At 71.9% G+C, this 18853-nt stretch carries 16 protein-coding genes; 9 read left to right on the top strand and 7 right to left on the bottom strand.

Features of this window, described 5'->3' with window-relative positions:
• The first annotated feature begins 7 nt into the window (after nucleotides 1-7).
• Nucleotides 8-517, top strand: a complete 510-nt coding sequence (locus tag IFT51_RS05795; protein ID WP_192060089.1) for an 8-oxo-dGTP diphosphatase — start codon at nucleotides 8-10, stop codon at nucleotides 515-517.
• Nucleotides 518-527: 10 nt separating this feature from the next.
• Here the strand turns inward: IFT51_RS05795 and IFT51_RS05800 are convergent, their stop codons facing one another.
• The 3 genes from IFT51_RS05800 to IFT51_RS05810 form a co-directional block, all read right to left on the bottom strand.
• Nucleotides 528-755, bottom strand: a complete 228-nt coding sequence (locus IFT51_RS05800) for a hypothetical protein (protein WP_192060091.1) — start codon at nucleotides 753-755, stop codon at nucleotides 528-530.
• 11 nt (nucleotides 756-766) lie between these two features.
• Nucleotides 767-2098 (bottom strand): ABC transporter permease, encoded by a 1332-nt coding sequence (locus tag IFT51_RS05805; RefSeq protein ID WP_192060093.1) that lies wholly within the window; start codon nucleotides 2096-2098, stop codon nucleotides 767-769.
• A 66-nt stretch (nucleotides 2099-2164) separates the two neighbouring features.
• Nucleotides 2165-3913: a sodium:proton antiporter gene (locus IFT51_RS05810; RefSeq protein WP_192060095.1), complete on the bottom strand. Its 1749-nt coding sequence runs from the start codon at nucleotides 3911-3913 to the stop codon at nucleotides 2165-2167.
• A gap of 144 nt (nucleotides 3914-4057) precedes the next feature.
• On the opposite strand from IFT51_RS05810, the gene IFT51_RS05815 reads away from it, so the two are divergent.
• The 4 genes from IFT51_RS05815 (at nucleotide 4058) to IFT51_RS05830 (ending at nucleotide 8824) form a co-directional block, all read left to right on the top strand.
• The gene (locus tag IFT51_RS05815) at nucleotides 4058-5599 is read left to right on the top strand and encodes a carboxylesterase family protein (protein WP_192060097.1); all 1542 of its coding nucleotides are present in this window, start codon (nucleotides 4058-4060) and stop codon (nucleotides 5597-5599) included.
• A 91-nt stretch (nucleotides 5600-5690) separates the two neighbouring features.
• Nucleotides 5691-6968 (top strand): inorganic phosphate transporter, encoded by a 1278-nt coding sequence (locus tag IFT51_RS05820; RefSeq protein ID WP_192060099.1) that lies wholly within the window; start codon nucleotides 5691-5693, stop codon nucleotides 6966-6968.
• Nucleotides 6968-7177 (top strand): hypothetical protein, encoded by a 210-nt coding sequence (locus IFT51_RS05825; RefSeq protein ID WP_192060101.1) that lies wholly within the window; start codon nucleotides 6968-6970, stop codon nucleotides 7175-7177. Before IFT51_RS05820 ends, IFT51_RS05825 begins: the two co-directional genes overlap by 1 nt.
• A gap of 129 nt (nucleotides 7178-7306) precedes the next feature.
• Nucleotides 7307-8824 (top strand): aspartate ammonia-lyase, encoded by a 1518-nt coding sequence (locus IFT51_RS05830; protein ID WP_192060104.1) that lies wholly within the window; start codon nucleotides 7307-7309, stop codon nucleotides 8822-8824.
• A 120-nt stretch (nucleotides 8825-8944) separates the two neighbouring features.
• Here IFT51_RS05830 and IFT51_RS05835 read toward each other — a convergent pair whose 3' ends face one another.
• Nucleotides 8945-10087: a YihY/virulence factor BrkB family protein gene (locus tag IFT51_RS05835; RefSeq protein ID WP_192060106.1), complete on the bottom strand. Its 1143-nt coding sequence runs from the start codon at nucleotides 10085-10087 to the stop codon at nucleotides 8945-8947.
• Between the two features lie 73 nt (nucleotides 10088-10160).
• On the opposite strand from IFT51_RS05835, the gene IFT51_RS05840 reads away from it, so the two are divergent.
• A complete protein-coding gene (locus IFT51_RS05840; RefSeq protein ID WP_192060108.1) occupies nucleotides 10161-11534 on the top strand; it encodes a PrsW family intramembrane metalloprotease in 1374 nt (457 codons plus the stop codon).
• A 76-nt stretch (nucleotides 11535-11610) separates the two neighbouring features.
• Here the strand turns inward: IFT51_RS05840 and IFT51_RS05845 are convergent, their stop codons facing one another.
• Nucleotides 11611-12537 (bottom strand): MFS transporter, encoded by a 927-nt coding sequence (locus IFT51_RS05845; protein WP_192060209.1) that lies wholly within the window; start codon nucleotides 12535-12537, stop codon nucleotides 11611-11613.
• 286 nt (nucleotides 12538-12823) lie between these two features.
• Here IFT51_RS05845 and IFT51_RS05850 point away from each other — a divergent pair, with 286 nt between their 5' ends.
• The 3 genes from IFT51_RS05850 (at nucleotide 12824) to IFT51_RS05860 (ending at nucleotide 16436) form a co-directional block, all read left to right on the top strand.
• Complete coding sequence (locus IFT51_RS05850) at nucleotides 12824-13198, top strand: FKBP-type peptidyl-prolyl cis-trans isomerase (RefSeq protein WP_192060110.1); 375 nt, start codon at nucleotides 12824-12826, stop codon at nucleotides 13196-13198.
• The gene (locus IFT51_RS05855) at nucleotides 13198-14037 is read left to right on the top strand and encodes an aldo/keto reductase (protein WP_192060112.1); all 840 of its coding nucleotides are present in this window, start codon (nucleotides 13198-13200) and stop codon (nucleotides 14035-14037) included. The genes IFT51_RS05850 and IFT51_RS05855 overlap by 1 nt, the downstream gene beginning before the upstream one ends.
• Before the next feature lie 107 nt (nucleotides 14038-14144).
• The gene (locus tag IFT51_RS05860; protein ID WP_192060210.1) at nucleotides 14145-16436 is read left to right on the top strand and encodes a UvrD-helicase domain-containing protein; all 2292 of its coding nucleotides are present in this window, start codon (nucleotides 14145-14147) and stop codon (nucleotides 16434-16436) included.
• 83 nt (nucleotides 16437-16519) lie between these two features.
• Here the strand turns inward: IFT51_RS05860 and IFT51_RS05865 are convergent, their stop codons facing one another.
• Together IFT51_RS05865 and IFT51_RS05870 are read right to left on the bottom strand one after the other, a co-directional pair.
• Complete coding sequence (locus IFT51_RS05865) at nucleotides 16520-17683, bottom strand: hypothetical protein (protein WP_244636934.1); 1164 nt, start codon at nucleotides 17681-17683, stop codon at nucleotides 16520-16522.
• Nucleotides 17683-18750: an extracellular solute-binding protein gene (locus tag IFT51_RS05870; protein ID WP_192060114.1), complete on the bottom strand. Its 1068-nt coding sequence runs from the start codon at nucleotides 18748-18750 to the stop codon at nucleotides 17683-17685. The genes IFT51_RS05865 and IFT51_RS05870 overlap by 1 nt, the downstream gene beginning before the upstream one ends.
• Nucleotides 18751-18853 lie beyond the last annotated feature (103 nt).

The following is an 18853-nucleotide window of genomic DNA, read 5'->3' on the forward strand; positions in this document are numbered from 1 at the left end:
TCGGCGCATGGTCTACCGAGTGTGCGTCGCCTACCTCCTCCGCAGGGTCGAGGGGCGGACGGAGGTGCTGCTCGGTCGCAAGAAGCGCGGTCTCGGCACGGGGCGGTACGTCGGTCTCGGCGGCAAGCTCGAGGCGGGGGAGTCGGCGCTCGACGCGATCGTCCGCGAGATCGCGGAGGAGGCGGGCGTGGTCGTGCAGCCGGGCGACCTCGACCGCCGCGGGGATCTGCTCTATCTGTTCCCGCACCGCGAGTCGTGGAGCCAGCGCTCGACGGTGTTCGTCACGACGCGCTGGTCGGGCGAGCCCGTCGAGAGCGACGAGCTCGCCCCCGCCTGGTTCGCGCTCGACGATCTGCCGCTCGACGAGATGTGGAGCGACGCGCGCGCGTGGCTCCCGGCCGTGCTCGCCGGCGGCGCCGTCTCGCACGAGTTCACCTTCGGCGAGGACCTCGCGAGCGTCGCCTCCGATCGGCCTCTGCCCGACGGCATGCCGCCCGTCGGCGCTCCGTCCGCCTGATCGGCCGGGGTCAGCGCTCGCCGCGGTGCGACCGGGAGCCGCTCGAGCGGACGAAGAAGTCGACCACGCCGACCAGCACGGCCAGCACGACCGCGCCCCACGCGTAGCCCACGAAGAGACCGGCGACGTCACGGCCGCCCGGTGCGAGCGTGACGCTCAGGACGTAGAGGGCGGCGGCGGCGACCAGCAGGACGACGACGACCGCGACGAGCAGGCGGTGCAGGGCGGATCGGTTCACGACCGGTCAGCCTACCGGCGGGGTCTCGTCGGGATCGGCCGCGTGTCGAGGGTGTCGTCTTCGAGGCCGCCGGGCGAACCGAGGAACATGTCGCCCGATGTGCCGTCGTCCAGGTCGCCGCGCTCGTCGATGTCGACGGTGTTGATCGTGCCGGTGTCGGTCGAGACGAGCCCGTGGCGTCGCAGCACCTCGTCGCGCTCGGCGACCAGGAAGTCGCGGTTCGCGTTCTGGGCGTCCGCGAACATGGTCGTGCGACCCGTCACGATGCGGCGGATCCGACGTCGCTCCCACCACTTCTTGCCGGTGACCATCAGCACGACCCCCGCGACCGCGTAGGCCAGCATCATCGTGAGTCCGCGACCGTAGCCGGGGCCGACGTCGTAGAGGGCCCGCTTCAGCATCTCGGTGATGCCGCTGCCCACCACGACGTTGTTCAGCCAGGCGAACGGCTGGGGCATGAACCACGACGGGTAGGCCCCGCCCGAGGCCGGCATCGACAGGAAGACGAAGACGATCATCGCGGGCAGGGCGACGAACCGACCGACGAAGTAGCTGATGCCGTTGACAGCGAGGCCGATCGCGATGATCCATCCCCAGCCCAGCAGGAAGAGCTCGAGGAAGTGACCCTGCACGGCGCCGACCACCGGCCCGGCCAGGACGTTCGTGATCAGCGAGATGACCGCCCCGCCGACGACGATCACGGTCGTGCGGGTGCGGTGACGCAGCGGCGCGCCCATCAGCCCGATGAACATGGCGACCATGTACCCGCCGATGCACCAGGCGAGCATCAGGTAGAGCGAGACCGTGCCGTACTCGTCGTAGGCGGGCAGCGGGGCGAGGTCGGTCACCGCGGGCGCCGCTGCCCCCTCCGCCTCGATCACCGGCGTCAGCATGGCCGGGATCAGGGCCGCGACCTGGTACTGGTGCGCGCTCGCCGTGTAGAGGGCGTCGTCGCCCGGGTCGTAGGCGACCGCCACGCGACCGCTCGTGACGGCCGACCGCGCCTCCGCCACGTCGTCGTACGAGCGCAGCTCGATCGCGCCGGGCAGCCGCTCGTCGAGGGTCGTCTGCAGCTCGGACGACGAGCCGACGATCGCCACCGGCACGTCGTGCGGATGCGGCGCATGGAACGCCGCGATGTAGCAGAGGCAGAAGCCGACGATGAAGAACAGCGGCAGCCAGAGCTGCAGCCCGATCAGCTGCAGCGACGGGTGGAGGGTCGAGTACCACCGACGGAAGCGGCCGGGCCCGGTCCGACCGGCTCGATCCGCGCCGCCCGCGCCGTCGTCCGCCGCGCCTCCCGCCGATCCGCCCGTCGTCGATCCCGCCGTCGTGTCCGTCACTGCCGCCTGCTCTCGCCTCGTCCGCCGTCCTCCAGGGTACGCCGCGGTCTCCGCCCGTCGACCCCCTCAGGACCTCGTGCTGGCGAGCGCCGAGGTGTCCATGGCGAGCTCCTCCGCGTCGAGCCCGAGCAGCACCCGCCGCATGACCTCCTCGTCGAGGTTGCCCGCGTCGCGTTCGCGGAGCACGACCTCGCGACGCTTGGCCAGCAGCTCCCGACGGATGGTGCCGATCGCGTGCGGTGCCTCGCGCCTCCTGCGGGCCTGGTCGTCCGTCGGGCCGTTCGCCTCGCGTTCGTCGGCGTCGTCGACCGCGGTGCGCTGCAGGGCCTCGTTCTGACGCAGCAGACGCGTGGTGGTCGAGCGGACGGCGCGGTCGGTGAGCTCCGCGCCCCAGCGCTCCTCCCACACGGGTCGGCGGCGTTCGACGTACGCCATCGTCTCCTCCGTGCTGGTCGCGAAGATCTCGAGCTCGGCGGCGAGGTCGCGGTCGCGCTGGGTCTCGTCGCGGACCCCGAGGGCGCGGATCACGACGGGCAGGGTCAGCCCCTGGATCAGCAGGGTCCCCACGGTCACGATGAACGCGATCAGGAACATCGTGTCGCGGGCCGGCACCGCGATGCTCGACTGGGTGACGGCGGGGATCGACACGGCCGCGGCCAGCGTCACGACGCCGCGCATGCCCGTCCACGAGATGACCGTGAGCTGCCGCCAGTCCATGCGAGGCTGCGGCCGGTAGCGGACCGCGCGGAGAGCGGGCGCAGCCCGGGCCCTCCGCAGCGCGGGCACCCTGCGGAGCCTCCGCAGCAGAGGCGACAGGAACACGTAGCGGGCGGCGCGCGCGGCGTAGTGGCTGCCGAAGACGAACACGGGGCGGACGAGCACGACGACCGCGAGCACGGCGAGCGCCACCCCGACGCTCTGCCCGAGACCCCTTTCGCTGTCGGCCACGTCGAGCACCACGGCCCGCAGCTGCAGCCCGATGAGGGCGAAGACGAAGCCCTCGAGGACGACGTCCGCCGCCGACCAGAACGGGCGCTCCTGCAGTCGGGTCGCGTAGCCCGTCCGTGGCGAGTTGAAGCCGACGTAGAGCCCGGCGGCGACGACGCCGAGCACGCCCGACCCGCCGAGCTCCTCCGCCGTGATGTAGGCGACGAACGGCAGCAGCAGTCCGATGACGTTCTCGATGACCGGGTCGTCGATGCGCATCCGCACCCGGTGCGCGACGAAGCCGAGCACGAGACCGACGGCCACCCCGACCCCGATCGCCAGCGCGAAGATGCCGAGGTCGTCCCACACCGTGAGGCTGGCCCCGCCGACGATGGCGAGGAACACCTTCACGAGCGTCAGCGACGCGGCGTCGTTGATGAGGCTCTCGCCCGACAGCACGGTCATCACCTTGCGGGGCAGACCGAGCCTCCGCCCGATGGCGGCGGCCGACACCGCGTCAGGAGGCGCGACCACGGCCCCGACGAGCAGTGCGGCCGGCAGGGTCATGTCGGGGATCATCAGGTAGGCCACGCCGCCCACGGCGAAGGCGGTGACGACGACGGCGCCGACGCCCAGCCGGGCGATCTGGGCCCGGCTCTCGCGGAAGTTGAGCAGCGAGACGTCTAGGGCGGCGGAGTAGAGCAGCGGCGGCAGCACCACGGTCAGGATCAGCTCCGAGTCGATCTCGACGTCGGGCACACCGGGGATCAACGAGACGAGCAGTGCGACGCCGACGGTCAGCAACGGGGCCGGCAGGCCGCGCCAGCGGGCGAAGGCGGTGACGATCAGAGAGCCCGTGAGGATGATCAGCAGCTCGGCGAGTTCCATGCGGAGGCGACCGTCCCGTCGTGTCGGGCAGCCGCGTCGGATGCAGCGACTGCAAGGAGATGCCTCCATCCTGTCAGCGCGCCGCTAAGAGAACGTCGGATGAACGCGGCCGAGCCGGCGCCTCCGCCCTCGTAGCATCGTCGGGTGAGCGCCCTCGCCGACGACCTCGTCCGAACGACCCCGCAGGGGTCCGTCCGCGGACTCCGCGAGCGCGGCGTCGTCGCGTGGCGCGGGATCCCCTACGCCGCGCCTCCTGTCGGGCCCCTCCGGTTCCGAGCCCCCGAGCCCGCCCCGGGCTGGGCGGGCGTCCGCGACGCGACCCGGTTCGGGCCCGCGGCCCCGCAGGACAGGGTGCAGTTCGTCGGCGTCGACGCGACGACGCCGCTCAGCGAGGACTGCCTGACGATCAACGTGATCGCGCCCGAGGGCAGCGCCGCGGGAGACGACCTGCCCGTGCTGGTCTTCGTGCACGGCGGCGCGTACAGCGTCGGTTCGTCGCGCGAGCACCCGAGGCAGGGCGAGACGCTGGTCCGCGAGGGCGGCATCGTCTACGTGAGCTTCAACTACCGGCTGGGCGCGTTCGGCTACCTCGACTTCACGCACTGGGCCACCCCCGAGCGCCCGCTCGAGTCCAATCTCGGGCTGCGCGACCAGGTGGCCGCCCTCGAGTGGATCCGCGACACGATCCGGTCGTTCGGCGGCGACCCCGATCGCGTGACGCTGTCCGGCGAGAGCTCGGGCGGCAACGCCGTCACGACCCTCATGACGGTGCCGCGCGCTCGCGGGCTGTTCGCCGGGGTGATCGCTCAGAGCTCGCCGCCGAACGCCGTCTACCCGCCCGAGGTCACCCGGCGCTGGGCGGGGGAGTTCCTCGAGATCCTCACCCACGCCCTGCGGGACGACGACCTCGAGTCGACCTCGGTCGACGACGCGGCCGAGCTGCTCGCCGTCGCGCCGACGGGGGCGATCGTCCGGGCCGCGAGTCAGCTGCAGCTGAGGATCCCCGACGAGGACCCGGGCACGATCTGCTTCAGCCCCGTCATCGACGGCGGGTTCCTGCCCGAACGCCCGCTCGACGCGTTCAAGGCGGGGCGGGCGCATCCCGTGCCGCTGATCATCGGGACGAACGACCGCGAGGGCTCGGTCTTCACGGGGCGACGCGACATCCTCGCCACGACCAAGCCGCGCATCCGGGCGATCTTCGCGGCGACGAAGAAGAAGTCGCGACGCGAGATCAAGAAGCACTACCCGGGGCTCCCGTCGCGCCCCGCCGCCCTCGACTTCGGCGGGGACTTCGCGTTCTGGTTCCCGAGCGTCAAGGTGGCCGAGCGGCACGCGGTGCACCAGCCCGTCCGCTTCTACCGGTTCGACGCGACCACGCGGATCCTGCGGGTCGCGGGTCTCGACGCGTTCCACGGGCTCGAGCTCTGGGGCGTGTACGACCGGATGCGCTCCCCGTTCGGCTGGGCGCTCAGCCTGCTCGGCGGGCGTCGTGCGTTCGTGCGGGCCTCGGCCCGGACCCGCGCACGGTGGCTCGAGTTCGTCCGCACGGGGTCGGTCGAGGGCTGGCCCACCTACGACCCGTTCCGGCGTCGGACCCTGATCATCGACGTGCGCGACCGCGTCGAGCACGATCCCCGGGGCGAGCGCCGCCGTGCCTGGCAGGAGTTCGTGCCGCACGTCTGACGACCGACGACCACCGCTCGGCAGCGCGCGCGAGACACCTCCCGGCCACCTCCGAGTTGACCGCCGTTCACCCAGCTGTGACACTCAGCCGGTGGATATCACGCTCATCGTCGTCCTGGTCATCGCGGTGGCCCTCTTCTTCGACTTCACCAACGGGTTCCACGACACCGCGAACGCGATGGCGACGCCGATCGCCACCGGGGCGATGAAGCCCCGGGTCGCGGTCACCGTGGCCGCGGTGCTGAACCTCGTCGGCGCGTTCCTCAGCACCGAGGTCGCCAAGACCGTCTCGGGCGGCATCATCCGGGAGGGCGACGGGGGAGTCCTGATCACCCCCGAGATGATCTTCGCCGGGCTGATCGGCGCCGTGGTCTGGAACATGTTCACCTGGCTGCGCGGTCTGCCGTCCAGCTCGTCGCACGCGCTCTTCGGCGGCCTGATCGGAGCCGCGCTGGTCGGCGCCGGGCTCGGCTCGGTCGACTTCGGCGTCGTCCTGTCGAAGGTCGTGCTGCCGGCGCTGCTCGCTCCGCTCATCGCCGGGGTGGTCGGGTACACGGCGACGCGCCTGGCGTACACGATCACCCGACGGCGCGACGACAAGAGCGAGCGGGGCGGGTTCCGCTACGGCCAGATCTTCACCTCGTCGCTTGTCGCTCTGGCGCACGGCACGAACGACGCGCAGAAGACGATGGGCGTCATCACCCTGACGCTGATCGCGGGCGGCCTGCTCGCCCCCGACTCCGGCCCGCCGTTCTGGGTCGTCGTGGTCTGCGCGTTCGCCATCGCGCTCGGCACCTACACCGGGGGCTGGCGCATCATCCAGACCATGGGAGGCGGTCTCACCGAGGTCAAGCCCACCCAGGGCTTCTCGGCCGAGGCGTCCACGACGGCCACCGTGCTCGCGTCGAGCCACCTCGGCTTCGCCCTGTCCACGACGCAGGTCGCCAGCGGCTCCATCATCGGCGCCGGTCTCGGCCGCCGCGGCTCGAAGATCCAGTGGGGCACGGCCGGCAAGATCGTCGTCGCCTGGTTCATCACGCTCCCGGCGTCCGCCGCCGTGGGCGCCGTCGCCGCGTTCATCGCGTCGTGGGGTCTCCCCGGCCTCGTGATCGACGCCGTCGTGGGTGCCACGGTCATCGCCGGCATCTTCGTCGTCTCGCGCCGTCGGCCGCACGACCAGGGCTCGGCCATCGAGGTCGACGTCGCCGCGACGTCCGTCCTCTCGCGGCGTCGGGCCCGCCGGGCCGACCGCCGCGGACGCGTCGACACGCCGGCGGCCGGTGTCGAGGCGCCGTTCGTCCGGATGGACGATCCACCGGCCCCCGCCGCGACGCGCAGCGGCTCCACCACCGACGACGAGGTGCGCTGATGATCGACTGGTCCGCATTCGTCGTGGTCGCGCTCGTCGCGCTCTTCTCCGCCGCCGCCCTGGTCTCGCTCTACTCTTTCGGGTTGCGCCTGCTCGCCGTCGACGACCGCGCGCGGGTGCGCACGATCGCCGGCTACGCCTGCTTCGTGGTCTGCGCGCTCGGCGTCCTGTTCGGCATCTACCTGATCGTGCCCGCCCTCCACAGCTGAACCGGCGCGGGTCGAGCCGACCCGCGCCTCCTCGGCCCGCCGCCCCGCGAGGGCCCGCGCCGGTACAGTCGTGGTCACCGCCCGATCGACGACGACCGGGCCCGACTGACGACCGGAGGCGCACCACCCGTGACGCACGAGACAGCAGCAGCCACCCGCACCGAGACCGATTCGCTGGGCAGTCGGGAGGTCCCCGCAGACGCCTACTGGGGCATCCACACATCTCGCGCGCTCGAGAACTTCCCGATCTCGCAACGGCCGATCTCGGTCTACCCCGACCTCGTCATCGCCCTCGCGCTCGTCAAGCAGGCGGCGGCCCGCGCCAACGTCGAGATCGGCGTGCTCGACCGCACCAAGGCCGAGGCCATCGAACGCGCGTGCGTCGAGATCCGCGGCGGGGCGCTGCACGACCAGTTCGCGGTCGGGGTCATCCAGGGCGGCGCCGGCACGTCGACCAACATGAACAGCAACGAGGTCATCGCGAACCGGGCGCTCGAGCTGCTCGGTCACGCGAAGGGCGACTACGCGCGGCTGCACCCGATCGACGACGTCAATCGCAGCCAGAGCACGAACGACACGTACCCGACGTCGATCAAGATCGGCATGGTGCTGACGCTCCGCCGCCTGCTCGACGAGCTCGACCTGCTGGCGACGTCGTTCGCGACGAAGGGCGCCGAGTTCCACGACGTGCTGAAGGTCGGTCGCACCCAGCTGCAGGACGCCGTGCCGATGACCCTCGGCCAGGAGTTCGTCGGCTTCGCCCACACCCTCGGCGAAGACGTGCAGCGGCTGCGCGACGTCGTGCCGCTGCTCGGCGAGATCAACCTGGGCGCGACCGCCATCGGCACCGGGATCACCGCCGACCCGCAGTACGCCGAAGCCGTCCGCCGCCACCTCGGCGAGCTGTCGGGCATGGACCTCGTCACCGCACCCGACCTCATCGAGGCGACGAGCGACACGGGCGTCTTCATGACGCTGATGGGCGCCCTCAAGCGCAGCGCCATCAAGCTCTCGAAGATCTGCAACGACCTGCGGCTGCTGTCGTCCGGGCCGCAGGCGGGCCTCGGCGAGATCACCCTGCCGCCCCGCCAGGCGGGCTCGTCGATCATGCCCGGCAAGGTCAACCCCGTGATCCCCGAGGTCGTCAACCAGGTCGCGTTCTCGGTGGCCGGGGCCGACCTCACCGTCACGATGGCGGCCGAGGCCGGTCAGCTGCAGCTGAACGCCTTCGAACCGGTCATCACGCACTCGGTGATGCAGAGCCTGCAGTGGATGACCTACGCCTGCCGCACGCTCCGGGTCAACTGCGTCGACGGCATCGAGGCCAACCGCGCGCGGCTCAGCCAGCAGGTCGACACCAACGTCGGCAGCGTCACGGCGCTCACGCCCTACATCGGCTACGCGGCCGCCGCGGCGATCGCCCACACGGCGCTGACCACGAACGGCTCCATCTCGGCGCTCGTCGTCGCCGCGGGCCTCATGAGCGAGGCGCAGGTGCAGAAGGTCCTGTCGCCCGCGCGCCTCTCGGGGCTCGAGGCCGTCACGAGCTCGATCCCGATCATCGACGTCGACGACCCCGCCGCGGCGGTGGCCCGGGCGGCCAACTCGGCCGGGGCGCGCAACCCCGCCGACGAGACCGCCGGCTGAGGCGGGCGCGGCAGGCCGGAGGCGACGGCGGCGAAGGAGGCGCGGTGCCGGTCGGACCGGCACCGCGCCTCCTGCAGGTCGCAGCCCTCCGACGGAGGCCTCGCGACCGGAGCCTCCTGATCAGGGGGTCGAGGGCGCGTGGCTGGTCGTGTCGGTCTGCTCGGAGCGCTCCGCCGCGTGCTCCCGCTCGGCGTCGGCCGCCGCCTGCTCGTGCTCGGAGCGCAGGTGCAGCCGCCGCAGCTCGTCGGGGTCGAGCACCCCGCCGTTCTCGCGCAGCGACCGTTCGCGGATGGCGCGGCCGACCCGGATGTCCCAGGCGAGGTTGCGCGCCAGGATGTGATTGCGCGCCGTGTCGCGCATCGGCAGCGGGATGACCTCCTCGGCCTTCACCCCGCGCCGCAGCTGACGCATGCGGAGGATCTCGCTGTCGAGCTCGCCCCCGATGATCAGCACGAAGTTGCTGATGTACGCGTAGAGCAGCACGACGACGACGCCGCCGACCCAGCCGTAGAAGCGGTCGTAGTTGGAGACCGTCAGCACGTAGGTCGCGAAGCCCGCGGTCGCGAGCGCCCAGCCGCCGAGCGCCACCATGGCGCCGTACGACACCCAGCGCAGGCGAGGCGGTCGGACGTTCGGCGTGAAGAAGTAGAGGACGGCCACAGACAGCACGGCGAGGGCGACCAGCACCGGCCACTTGAGCACGTTGTAGAGGTCCGTCCAGGGGCGGCCGATGCCGAGACGACCGGCGACCGCGTCGCTGAGGGTCGGGGTCACCAGCAGGATCACCGCGATCAGCGCGAGCGAGACCATCAGCACGAGCGTCACGATCATCATGTGGCCGCGGAACTTCCAGATGCGTCGCCCCTCCTCGACCTCGTAGGCGGTGTTCATCGCCCGACCGAACGCCGTGGCGTAGGCCGACAGCGACCAGAGGGTCAGCCACAGGCCGATGGCGAACGCGAGCCCCGGGCTCGACAGGCTCAGCATCTGCTCGAGCGGGCTGCGCAGCGACTCGACCGCGTTCGGCGTGAGGATGTACCTCGCGACCACGAGGATCTCCTCGACCGCGTCACGCCCGTCGTCGACGAACAGGGCGACGCCCGACACGAGCGCCAGGGCCGTGGGCACCAGGGCGAGCAGGGCGAAGAACGTCAGCGAGGCCGCCGCATCGATCGTGCGATGCCGGAGGAAGTCGTGCCAGACCCGCATGACGACGTAGCGGAGCATCGTCGGGTCCTCGGGCAGGGACCGGGTCGACGACATCCCCCGAGGATACCGCCGGCCCGTCGCCCGCCCCGGCCGCTCGGCCGATCCCGGCTGCCCCTAAGGTCGAGGCATGACCTGGAACGATCCCCGCGGCCACGACCACCCCAGGTCGTCGACCGTCACGCCGAACCCGCAGCCGGTGTGGTACCCGGTGCAGCCGGTGTTCAGCCGACCCGCGCCTCCTCGGCCCCGCGTCGCGAGCACGGTGGCGCTCGCGGTCGGGTTCACCGTCATCGGGGTGTTCGCGCTCGCCGTGGTCGTGTACTTCCTGATCTTCCTCCGCCCGTCGCTGATCGCGGCCGGCGCGCTGCTCGCCTTCGTGCCGCTCGCGATCGTGCTGGTCGGCATCTGGCTCGTCGACCGATGGGAGCCCGAGCCCCGGGTCGCGCTGCTGTTCGCGTTCCTCTGGGGTGCAGCCGTCGCCGTGAGCACCGCGCTCGTGGTCGACATCGTCGTCGGCAACGTCCGGGCCGTCTTCGGTCTCGCCGACGGCGACTCCGCCGATCTCTTCGGGGCGGTCGTGCAGGCGCCCGTCGTCGAGGAGGCCGCCAAGGGCTTCGGGGTGCTGCTGGTGCTCTGGATCTTCCGCCGCCACTTCGACGGCCCGGTCGACGGCATCGTCTACGCCGCCACGGTCGCGGCCGGCTTCGCCTTCGTCGAGAACATCCAGTACTTCGCCGTGCAGGTCGCCGACGACCTCGCGACCGGCAGCCAGGGGCTCGTGTTCACGTTCCTGGTGCGGGCGATCATGTCGCCCTTCGCCCACGTCATGTACACGGCCTGCACCGGCGTCGCCCTCGGCTACGCCGTCCGTCGCACGGGCCCGTTCGGCGCCATCGGCTTCTTCTTCGCGGGTCTCGTCCCGGCCATCGCGCTGCACGCCCTCTGGAACGGCGCGCTCGTCGTCGTCGGCGGGGCGTTCTTCGCCTACTACCTGCTGGTGCAGGTGCCGATCTTCGCGGCGATGGTGGGGCTCGTCATCTTCCTGCGCCGCAGCGAGCGCCGCACCACGCACGCCCGCCTCGCCGAGTACGCCGCCGTCGGCTGGTTCAGCGCCGACGAGGTCGCCATGCTCTCGACCTCCGCCGGGCGTCGCCGAGCACGCCGCTGGGCCGCGGCGAACGGCCTCGGCCCCGCCATGAAGCGCTTCGTGTCGGACGCCACCCGGCTGGCGTCGACCCGGCAGCGGATGCTCAAGGGGCGCCGAGAGCTCGACGCGGTCGCCGGCCGCGACGAGGCCGAGCTGCTGCAGGCGCTCGGCGCCAGCCGGGCCGCGTTGCAGGCGCCCGCCACCGCGTTCGCCGATCACGCGCCGCGGCCCGACGGCACGCCCTGGGTCGACGGATCGGGGCGCCCGATGGGCAGCGGCTACGACGGCGCGGACCGGGGGCGGCAGCCGGTGTACTACGACCAGTGGGGGCGTCCGCTGCCTCCGCAGTGGTGACGGCCGCGCACCTCCCTCGCCGACCGCGCCCGTCGTCCCTCCGGGCGTCCTGCCCGTCGTCCGGCCGGGCGCGCGATCAGGGCGTCGGCGCGGTCGCGTCGTAACGGCGGAACGACGGCGTCAGCCGGGCCACCACCCCGAGCAGGACGACGACGAGCGCTCCGCCGAGCAGCGGCGGCCAGGCGACGCCGACCGCGGCGACGAGTCCGACGAACAGGTCGCCGAGGCGGGGCCCGCCGGTGACGACGACGATGAAGATCCCCTGCAGGCGTCCGTGCATCGAGTCGGGCGCCGCGGCCTGCAGGATCGTCGAGCGGAAGATCGAGCTGACGTTGTCGGCCGCACCCGCCCCGGCCAAGGCGATCGCGGCCGCGACGAGGGCGACCGGTCGGGCGTCGGCCAGACCGTCGCCGAGAGCGCCGCCCGCTCGCATCGGCGTCAGCGCCAGGACGACCCCGAAGGCCGCTATGAAAGCGCCGTAGACCGCGATGGAGCGGTTGACCGCCCGGCCCTGCAGCCGCACCTGCCCCAGACGGCCGGAGAACACGCTGCTGAGCAGCGAGCCGACGGCGTAGGAGGCGGTGAGGGCTCCGACGGTCACCGCGCCTCCTCCGATCACCAGGGTGCCGACGACCGGGTACAGCACCCGCGGCTGTCCGAAGGTCATGGCGATCAGGTCGACGACGAACGTGGTGCGGATGTTCGGCGAGCTCCGCAGGAACCGCAGGCCCTGGGCGAGCGACGACAGGCCGGGTCGGCTGGTCTCGCCCTCGGGTCGGATGGGCGGCAGCGTGAGGATGCCGACGAATGCGAAGGAGAAGAGCACGACGTCGACGCTGTACGTGAGCGGGAACCCCACCCCCGCGACCAGCACCCCGGCCAGAGCGGGGCCGACGGTCAGCATCAGGCCGGTGCCGATGCCGCCGAGGGCCACGGCGAAGGTCGAGCGGGTGATGTCGTAGACCTCGAGGCCGACGGCGACGACGGTGAGCTGCGTGCCGATGCCGCTGACGGTGTTGCCGACGAAGAGCCGGGCGAAGGCGGGGCTCGCGCGGAGGGCGTCAGGTCGACGAAGAGCGGTCGTCGCGGTGCGCCGGGAGGAGTGGACAAGACTCCATCATCGTCGATTTTGCGCGGCCCGGGAGCGGAGGTATCGTCCATTCGTTCGCATCGATGAGCAGATCTCGGTGCGAACGGACGGTGGGTCGACCACTCGAGCCTCGCAGGGAGGACACGAGCGGTCGACCCTCCTTCGTCTGGTCGGGTCCGTCGGTGGTTGGATGGTCGGTATGACTCACGACCCCAGCATCAAGCCCGAGATCGACGCCCCCGAGGGCCCCGCCCCCACCGAGCTGCAGATCGTCGACATCACCGTCGGCGACGGCGACGAGGCGACGGCCGGTTCGACCGTCAACGTGCACTACCTCGGCGTCGAGTACGACTCCGGCGAGGAGTTCGACTCGTCGTGGAGCCGCGGCGAGCCGATCAACTTCCCGCTCGCGGCGCTCGTGCTCGGCTGGCAGGAGGGCATCCCCGGCATGAAGGTCGGCGGACGTCGCAAGCTCGTCCTCCCCCCGCACCTCGCCTACGGCCCCGCCGGCGGCGGTCACTCGCTCTCGGGCAAGACCCTCATCTTCGTGATCGACCTGCTCGGCGTCAGCTGATGACGGCGGCCTCGGCACCCTCCGTCGGGTTGAACGACGGTCGCACCCTCCCGAGCATCGGGCTCGGCACGTACGGGATGAACGGCGCCGAGGGTGCCGGGCAGATCGCCACGGCCATCGAGTCGGGCTACCGCCTGATCGACACGGCGCTGAACTACGGCAACGAAGACGCCGTGGCCGAGGCCGTCCGACGGGTCGACGTGCCCCGCGACGAGCTCGTGATCACGACCAAGCTGCCCGGTCGGCACCACGGTTACGACGAGACCATCTCGAGCTTCCACGAGAGCCTGGGCACCCTCGGTCTCGAGCGGGTCGATCTCTACCTGATCCACTGGCCGCTGCCGCGGGTGGACAAGTACGTCGACTCGTTCCGTGCGTTCGTGAAGCTGCAGGAGGACGGCCTCGTCTCGTCCGTCGGCGTCTCGAACTTCACCGAGGCTCACCTCCAGCGGCTGGCCGACGAGACCGGCGTCGTGCCGGCGGTCAACCAGATCGAGCTGCACCCGTACTTCCCGCAGGCCGGCCTCCGGGCCGTCCACGAGCGCATGGGCATCGTGACCGAGAGCTGGAGCCCCCTCGCGAAGCAGAGCGAGCTGCTCAGCGAGACGGTGATCACGGACATCGCGGCCGCGCACGGGAAGACCCCGACGCAGGTCGTGCTCCGCTGGCACGTCCAGCTCGGCGCCGTCCCGGTGCCGAAGTCGGCCGATCCCGGTCGCCAGCGCGAGAACCTCGACGTCTTCGACTTCGAGCTGTCGGCGGCCGAGGTCGAGGCCATCAGCGGCCTCGAGCGCGGTCGGCTGTGGGACGGCGACCCCGAGACCCACGAGGAGTTCTGACCGGCACAACGCCGCGTCGACCGAGCGCCCCCAGCCACCCGGCGGGGGCGTTCGGTCGTCCGGCGGCAGGTAGACTGACACGCCGACTTTCCCGAAGGGTTGAGTGACTGTTGTCTTCTGAGCTGGACCGCGAACGCGCCTACGTGGGCACGCTCTACTCGCGACTCGACGAGTTGAAAGCCGACGCCCGAGGGCGTCTCGAGACCGTACGGCGCGAGGCCGTCGGGGGCAATCACCAGAGCCGCAGCGAGCGCGACTCGTACGCGCGGCTCTACGAGGACACGATCGCGCAGCTCGGCGCCGTGGACGAGCGGCTCGCCTTCGGGCGCCTCGAATTGGAGGAGCCCGACGAGCTCGGTCAGAGCGGCGACGTCGACGCCCCGGCCGAAGCCGGCGAAGGCGGTCGGTACCGCTACATCGGCCGCATCGGCCTCCGCGACCGGTCGCACCACCCGATCCTGCTCGACTGGCGCGTGCCGGGTGCGGCCGCCTTCTACCAGGCGACCGCGGCGACTCCGCAGGGCGTGCGGGCCCGGCGTCACCTGACCCTCGACGGGCGCACCGTCACCCGGCTCGAGGACGAGGTCTTCGACCCCGACCTGCTCGACCGCGACGACGTGCAGCTGCAGGGCGAGGGCGCGCTCATGGCCGCCCTCACCGCGCAGCGCACCGGGCGCATGACCGACATCGTGGCGACCATCCAGGCCGAGCAGGACCGCATCATCCGCGCACCGCTCGACGGCGTGCTCGTCGTCCAGGGCGGACCGGGCACGGGCAAGACCGCCGTCGCGCTGCACCGCGCCGCGTACCTCCTCTACTCGCACCGCGAGCGGCTCCGCGGCTCGGGTGTGCTCGTGGTCGGCCCGTCGCGGTCGTTCCTCCGGTACATCGAGCAGGTGCTGCCGTCGCTCGGCGAGAGCGGCGTCGTGCTGTCGAGCCTCGGCGGTCTCTACCCGGGCCTCGAGACCCAGCTCGACGACGCGCCCGAGACGGCGGCCGTCAAGGGTCGCGCCGAGATGGCCGACCTGATCCGCCGTGCGGTCCGGTCGCGGCAGGTGCGCCCGACCGAGTCGACGACGATCGACATCAACGGGGAGCGCCTCGTCGTCCAGCCCGACCTCGTGGGCGACGCGATGCGTCGTGCCCAAGAACGGGGCAAGCCGCACAACGAGGCTCGCGTCACGTTCAACAAGGGCGCCCTGTCGGCCCTCACCCGGTTGCTCGTCGCTCAGATGCGCGAGCACGGCACGACCGTCGACGAATCGGACGAGGCGGTGCTCCGCGAGGACATCCGCCAGTCGTACGACGTGCGGGTGCTGTTGAACACGGCGTGGATGCCGCTCTCGGCCGAGAAGCTCGTCGAAGACCTCTACGCCCGGCCGAACTGGCTGGCGTCGTTGACCCCGCGCTGGAGCCCCGCCGAGCGCGCCCTGCTGCAGCGCCCCCGGGGTTCGGAGTTCACGATCTCCGACGTCCCCCTCCTCGACGAGGCGGCCGAGCTGCTCGGCGAGTTCCAGGCCGGCGTGGACCCCGACAAGCTGGCGCGCAAGCAGCAGCGCAAGCGCGACATCGAGAACGCCGAGCGCGCGATCGAGAACATGGGCGTCGAGGGCATGGTGTCGGCCGAGCAGATCGCGGGCGGGTTCGCCGAACGGGCCGCCTCGATGACCACGGCCGAGCGTGCGGCCGGCGACCGCACCTGGGCTTTCGGCCACGTGGTGGTCGACGAGGCGCAGGAGCTCTCGCCGATGCAGTGGCGTCTGCTGTCGCGTCGGTGCCCGCTGCGGTCGTTCACCGTCGTCGGCGACATCGCGCAGGCGTCGAGCCCGGCGTCGGCCGACTCGTGGGACCGCGCCCTGCAGAGCCTCCTGGGTCGTCGTCGTCGCGGTACCGAGGCCCCGACCAGCGCCCCATGGACTCTCGAAGAGCTGACGGTCAACTACCGGACCCCGACGCAGATCGTGCAGTACGCCGAGGACGTCGCGAAGGCGACCGGTCTGCGCATCACCCCGAGCAGGTCGGTGCGCTCGAGCGAGTGGCCGGTGCTCGAGGTGACCGGCGCCTCCTCGAGAGACGACTTCGTCCGCGCCACGGTCGACGCCGTCCGGGCCGACCGTGAGATCGACGGCGACGGGACCCTCGCGGTCGTCGCCCCCGCGCAGGCCGTCGCGACGCTCGTCGACGCGTTGTCGGCGGCGCTGCCCGGCCTGGTCGCCGCGGGCACGGCCTCGCTGACCAAGCCGGTGTCGGTGCTCAGCCCAGCGACCGCGAAGGGCCTCGAGTTCGACTCCGTCGTCGTCGTCGACCCCGAGCGCATCCGGACCGGTGCCGAGCGGGGCAACGCCAGCCTGTACGTGGCGATGACGCGCCCCACCCAGCGTCTGACCGTCGTCAGCTGACGAGGCGCGCCTCGTCGGTCGACGGGCGCGACCCTCGTCAGCCGACGAGCGCGCGCCTCGTCAGCCGACGAGCGCTCGCCTCGTCAGCCGACGAGCGCGAACTCGCTGTCGAGCGCGGCGATGTCGCGCTCGAAGTCCGCGCGCAGCGTCTTCTTCTCGGCGGCGGGCAGCCAGCTCGCGTCGACCCCGGCGAGGGCCATGGCCCGCACCTGGTCGGCGGTGGCGCCGATCTGCTCGTGCACGATGCGGTACTCGGCGGCGAGGGTCGTCGGGAACATCCCCGGGTCGTCCGACGCGGGCACGACGTTCAGGCCCGCGGCGAGCATCGCCTCGATCGAGGCGCGTCGCCACGGTCGCCACGAGCGACGTGACGTGGTCGAGACGACGGTGAAGGCCACCTGCTCGTCGCGCATGCGGGCCACGACGTCGTCGTCCTCGAGCACGTAGTACCCGTGGTCGATGCGGTCGCAGCCGAGCAGATCGAGGCAGGTGACGGTGTTGACGGCCGTGGGGGAGTGCTCCGACGAGTGGGCCGTCCGACCGAGCCCGGCCTCGCCCGCGAGCCGGTAGGCGTCGACGAACCGCTCGGGCGGGCCCGAGGTCTCGAGGTTGTCGAGACCGATGCCCGCGACGTACTCGTGCGGGTTGTCGACCACCTGCCGCACGAGGGCGAGCGCGTGCTCGCCGCTCCGGCTGCGATCGATGCCCTGGATCATCCGGCCGGTCATGCCGAAGTCGCGCTCGGCCATCCGGATGCCCTCGGCGTACGCCTCGACCGAGCCCGCGTACCCGAGCGACTCCAGGTGCGGTGGCACCGCGTCGAAGAACAGCTCGAGGTGACGCGTCGAGCTGCTGCGGTGGGCGTCCTCGAAGGCCTCGTAGACGATGCGCGTCAGGTCGTCGGCATCGCGCAGCACCTCGACGACCCAGTTCGACGCCTGGAACAGCGAGTACGACACCTCGGGCTCGTCGGCGCTCCGCCCCTGCGGCACCGGGATGCGGGTGTCGCGGTACAGGGCGGGGTCGGGCGGCAGCGAGTTGATGTCGGCGAAGATGCGCTCGGGCTCGGCCGGCAGGGCGAGCCCCTCGCGACGGGCGAGCTCGGCGAACGTGCCGGCCCGTACCGTGCCGATCAGGTGGCAGTGCAGATCGGTCTTCGGCAGTCGGTCGAGGTAGGCCCCGGGCAGGTCGCGTCCGGGCAGTGCCGCCCCGGGCAGGTCGCGTCCGGGCAGTGCGGTCTCACCCATCAGCGCGACGTCACCTCGCGCGCGAAGCGGTCGACCCACTCCGAGCGGGTCGGCACCAGCTCGGTGGGGTCGAGGGTCGAGTAGCCGGCGGCGACGGGGTCGGCGGCGATGTCGCCCACGACGGCCTCGATCGAGTCGGGCACCGTGGCCGACGGGTTGACGGGCAGGTCGCCGACGATCTCGGCGGACGCGGTCTGCGCCTCCTCCGACAGCAGGTAGTCGATGAAGCGGTTCGCGCCGTCCACGTTCTCGGCGCCGGTGGGGATCATCGCGCGGTTGGTCGCCATGTAGCGCCCTGTGTCGGGGGCGGTCCAGGCGACGGGCTCGCCCGAGGCGACGAGGTCGGTCGCGAACCCGCTCAGCGAGTCGGCCGCGACGATCTCGCCCTGGGTCAGCAGGTTCGTGACCTCGGTCGACGAGCTGTAGAACTGCAGCACGCCGGGGGCCCACTCGCCGAGCTGCTCGAGGGCGGCGTCGATGTCGTAGGGTCCGTCGCCGTACTCGTCGGCGACGCCCGAGACCATCAGCTGGCCCGCGGTGACCGAGATGTCGGGCAGAGCGACCCGGCCCGACAGGTCGTCGTCGCCGTAGAGGCTCCACGAGGCGGCCTCGTCGGCGGTCAGCTCGTCGGTCGAGTACATCGTGCCGTTCAGCTGGTAGCTGTAGGCCGGCCCGACGTACTCCTCCTCCGTCGCGAAGTCGGCGATCTCGTCGAGCGACGGGACGGCCGAGGCGTCGACCTGCTGGAAGAGTTCGTCCTCCTGCCCGAGCGCCGCGTAGTAGTCGGAGATGAGCATCACGTCGACCTCGGGCTCGCCGCCGGCGAGCTGCAGCTGCGACAGGCGGTCGGAGTTCGATCCGGTGTCGACGACGACCTCGATGCCGGTCTCCTCCGTGAACGGGTCGATCACCGCCTCCTGGAACTCCTCCACCCCGAACGGAAAGGTGCTGACGGTGATGCTGTTCGCGTCGGGCTCGTCGCCGCTCGACGAGCAGCCGGCGAGCACGAGGGTGGTCACGGCGACGCCGGCGACGAGCGCCAGGCGGGTGCGGATGGTGGTGGTCATGGTCGTGTCCTTTCGGGGCGGTCTCGGTGAGACCGGTCGGGAGGGGAACGCTGAAGAGCAGAGGGAGGGGGAGCCGAGGAGGCGCGGGTCGGCGCCGCAGCCC

Source organism: Frigoribacterium sp. CFBP 13712 (genome assembly GCF_014842255.1).
Taxonomy (GTDB): Bacteria; Actinomycetota; Actinomycetes; order Actinomycetales; family Microbacteriaceae; genus Frigoribacterium.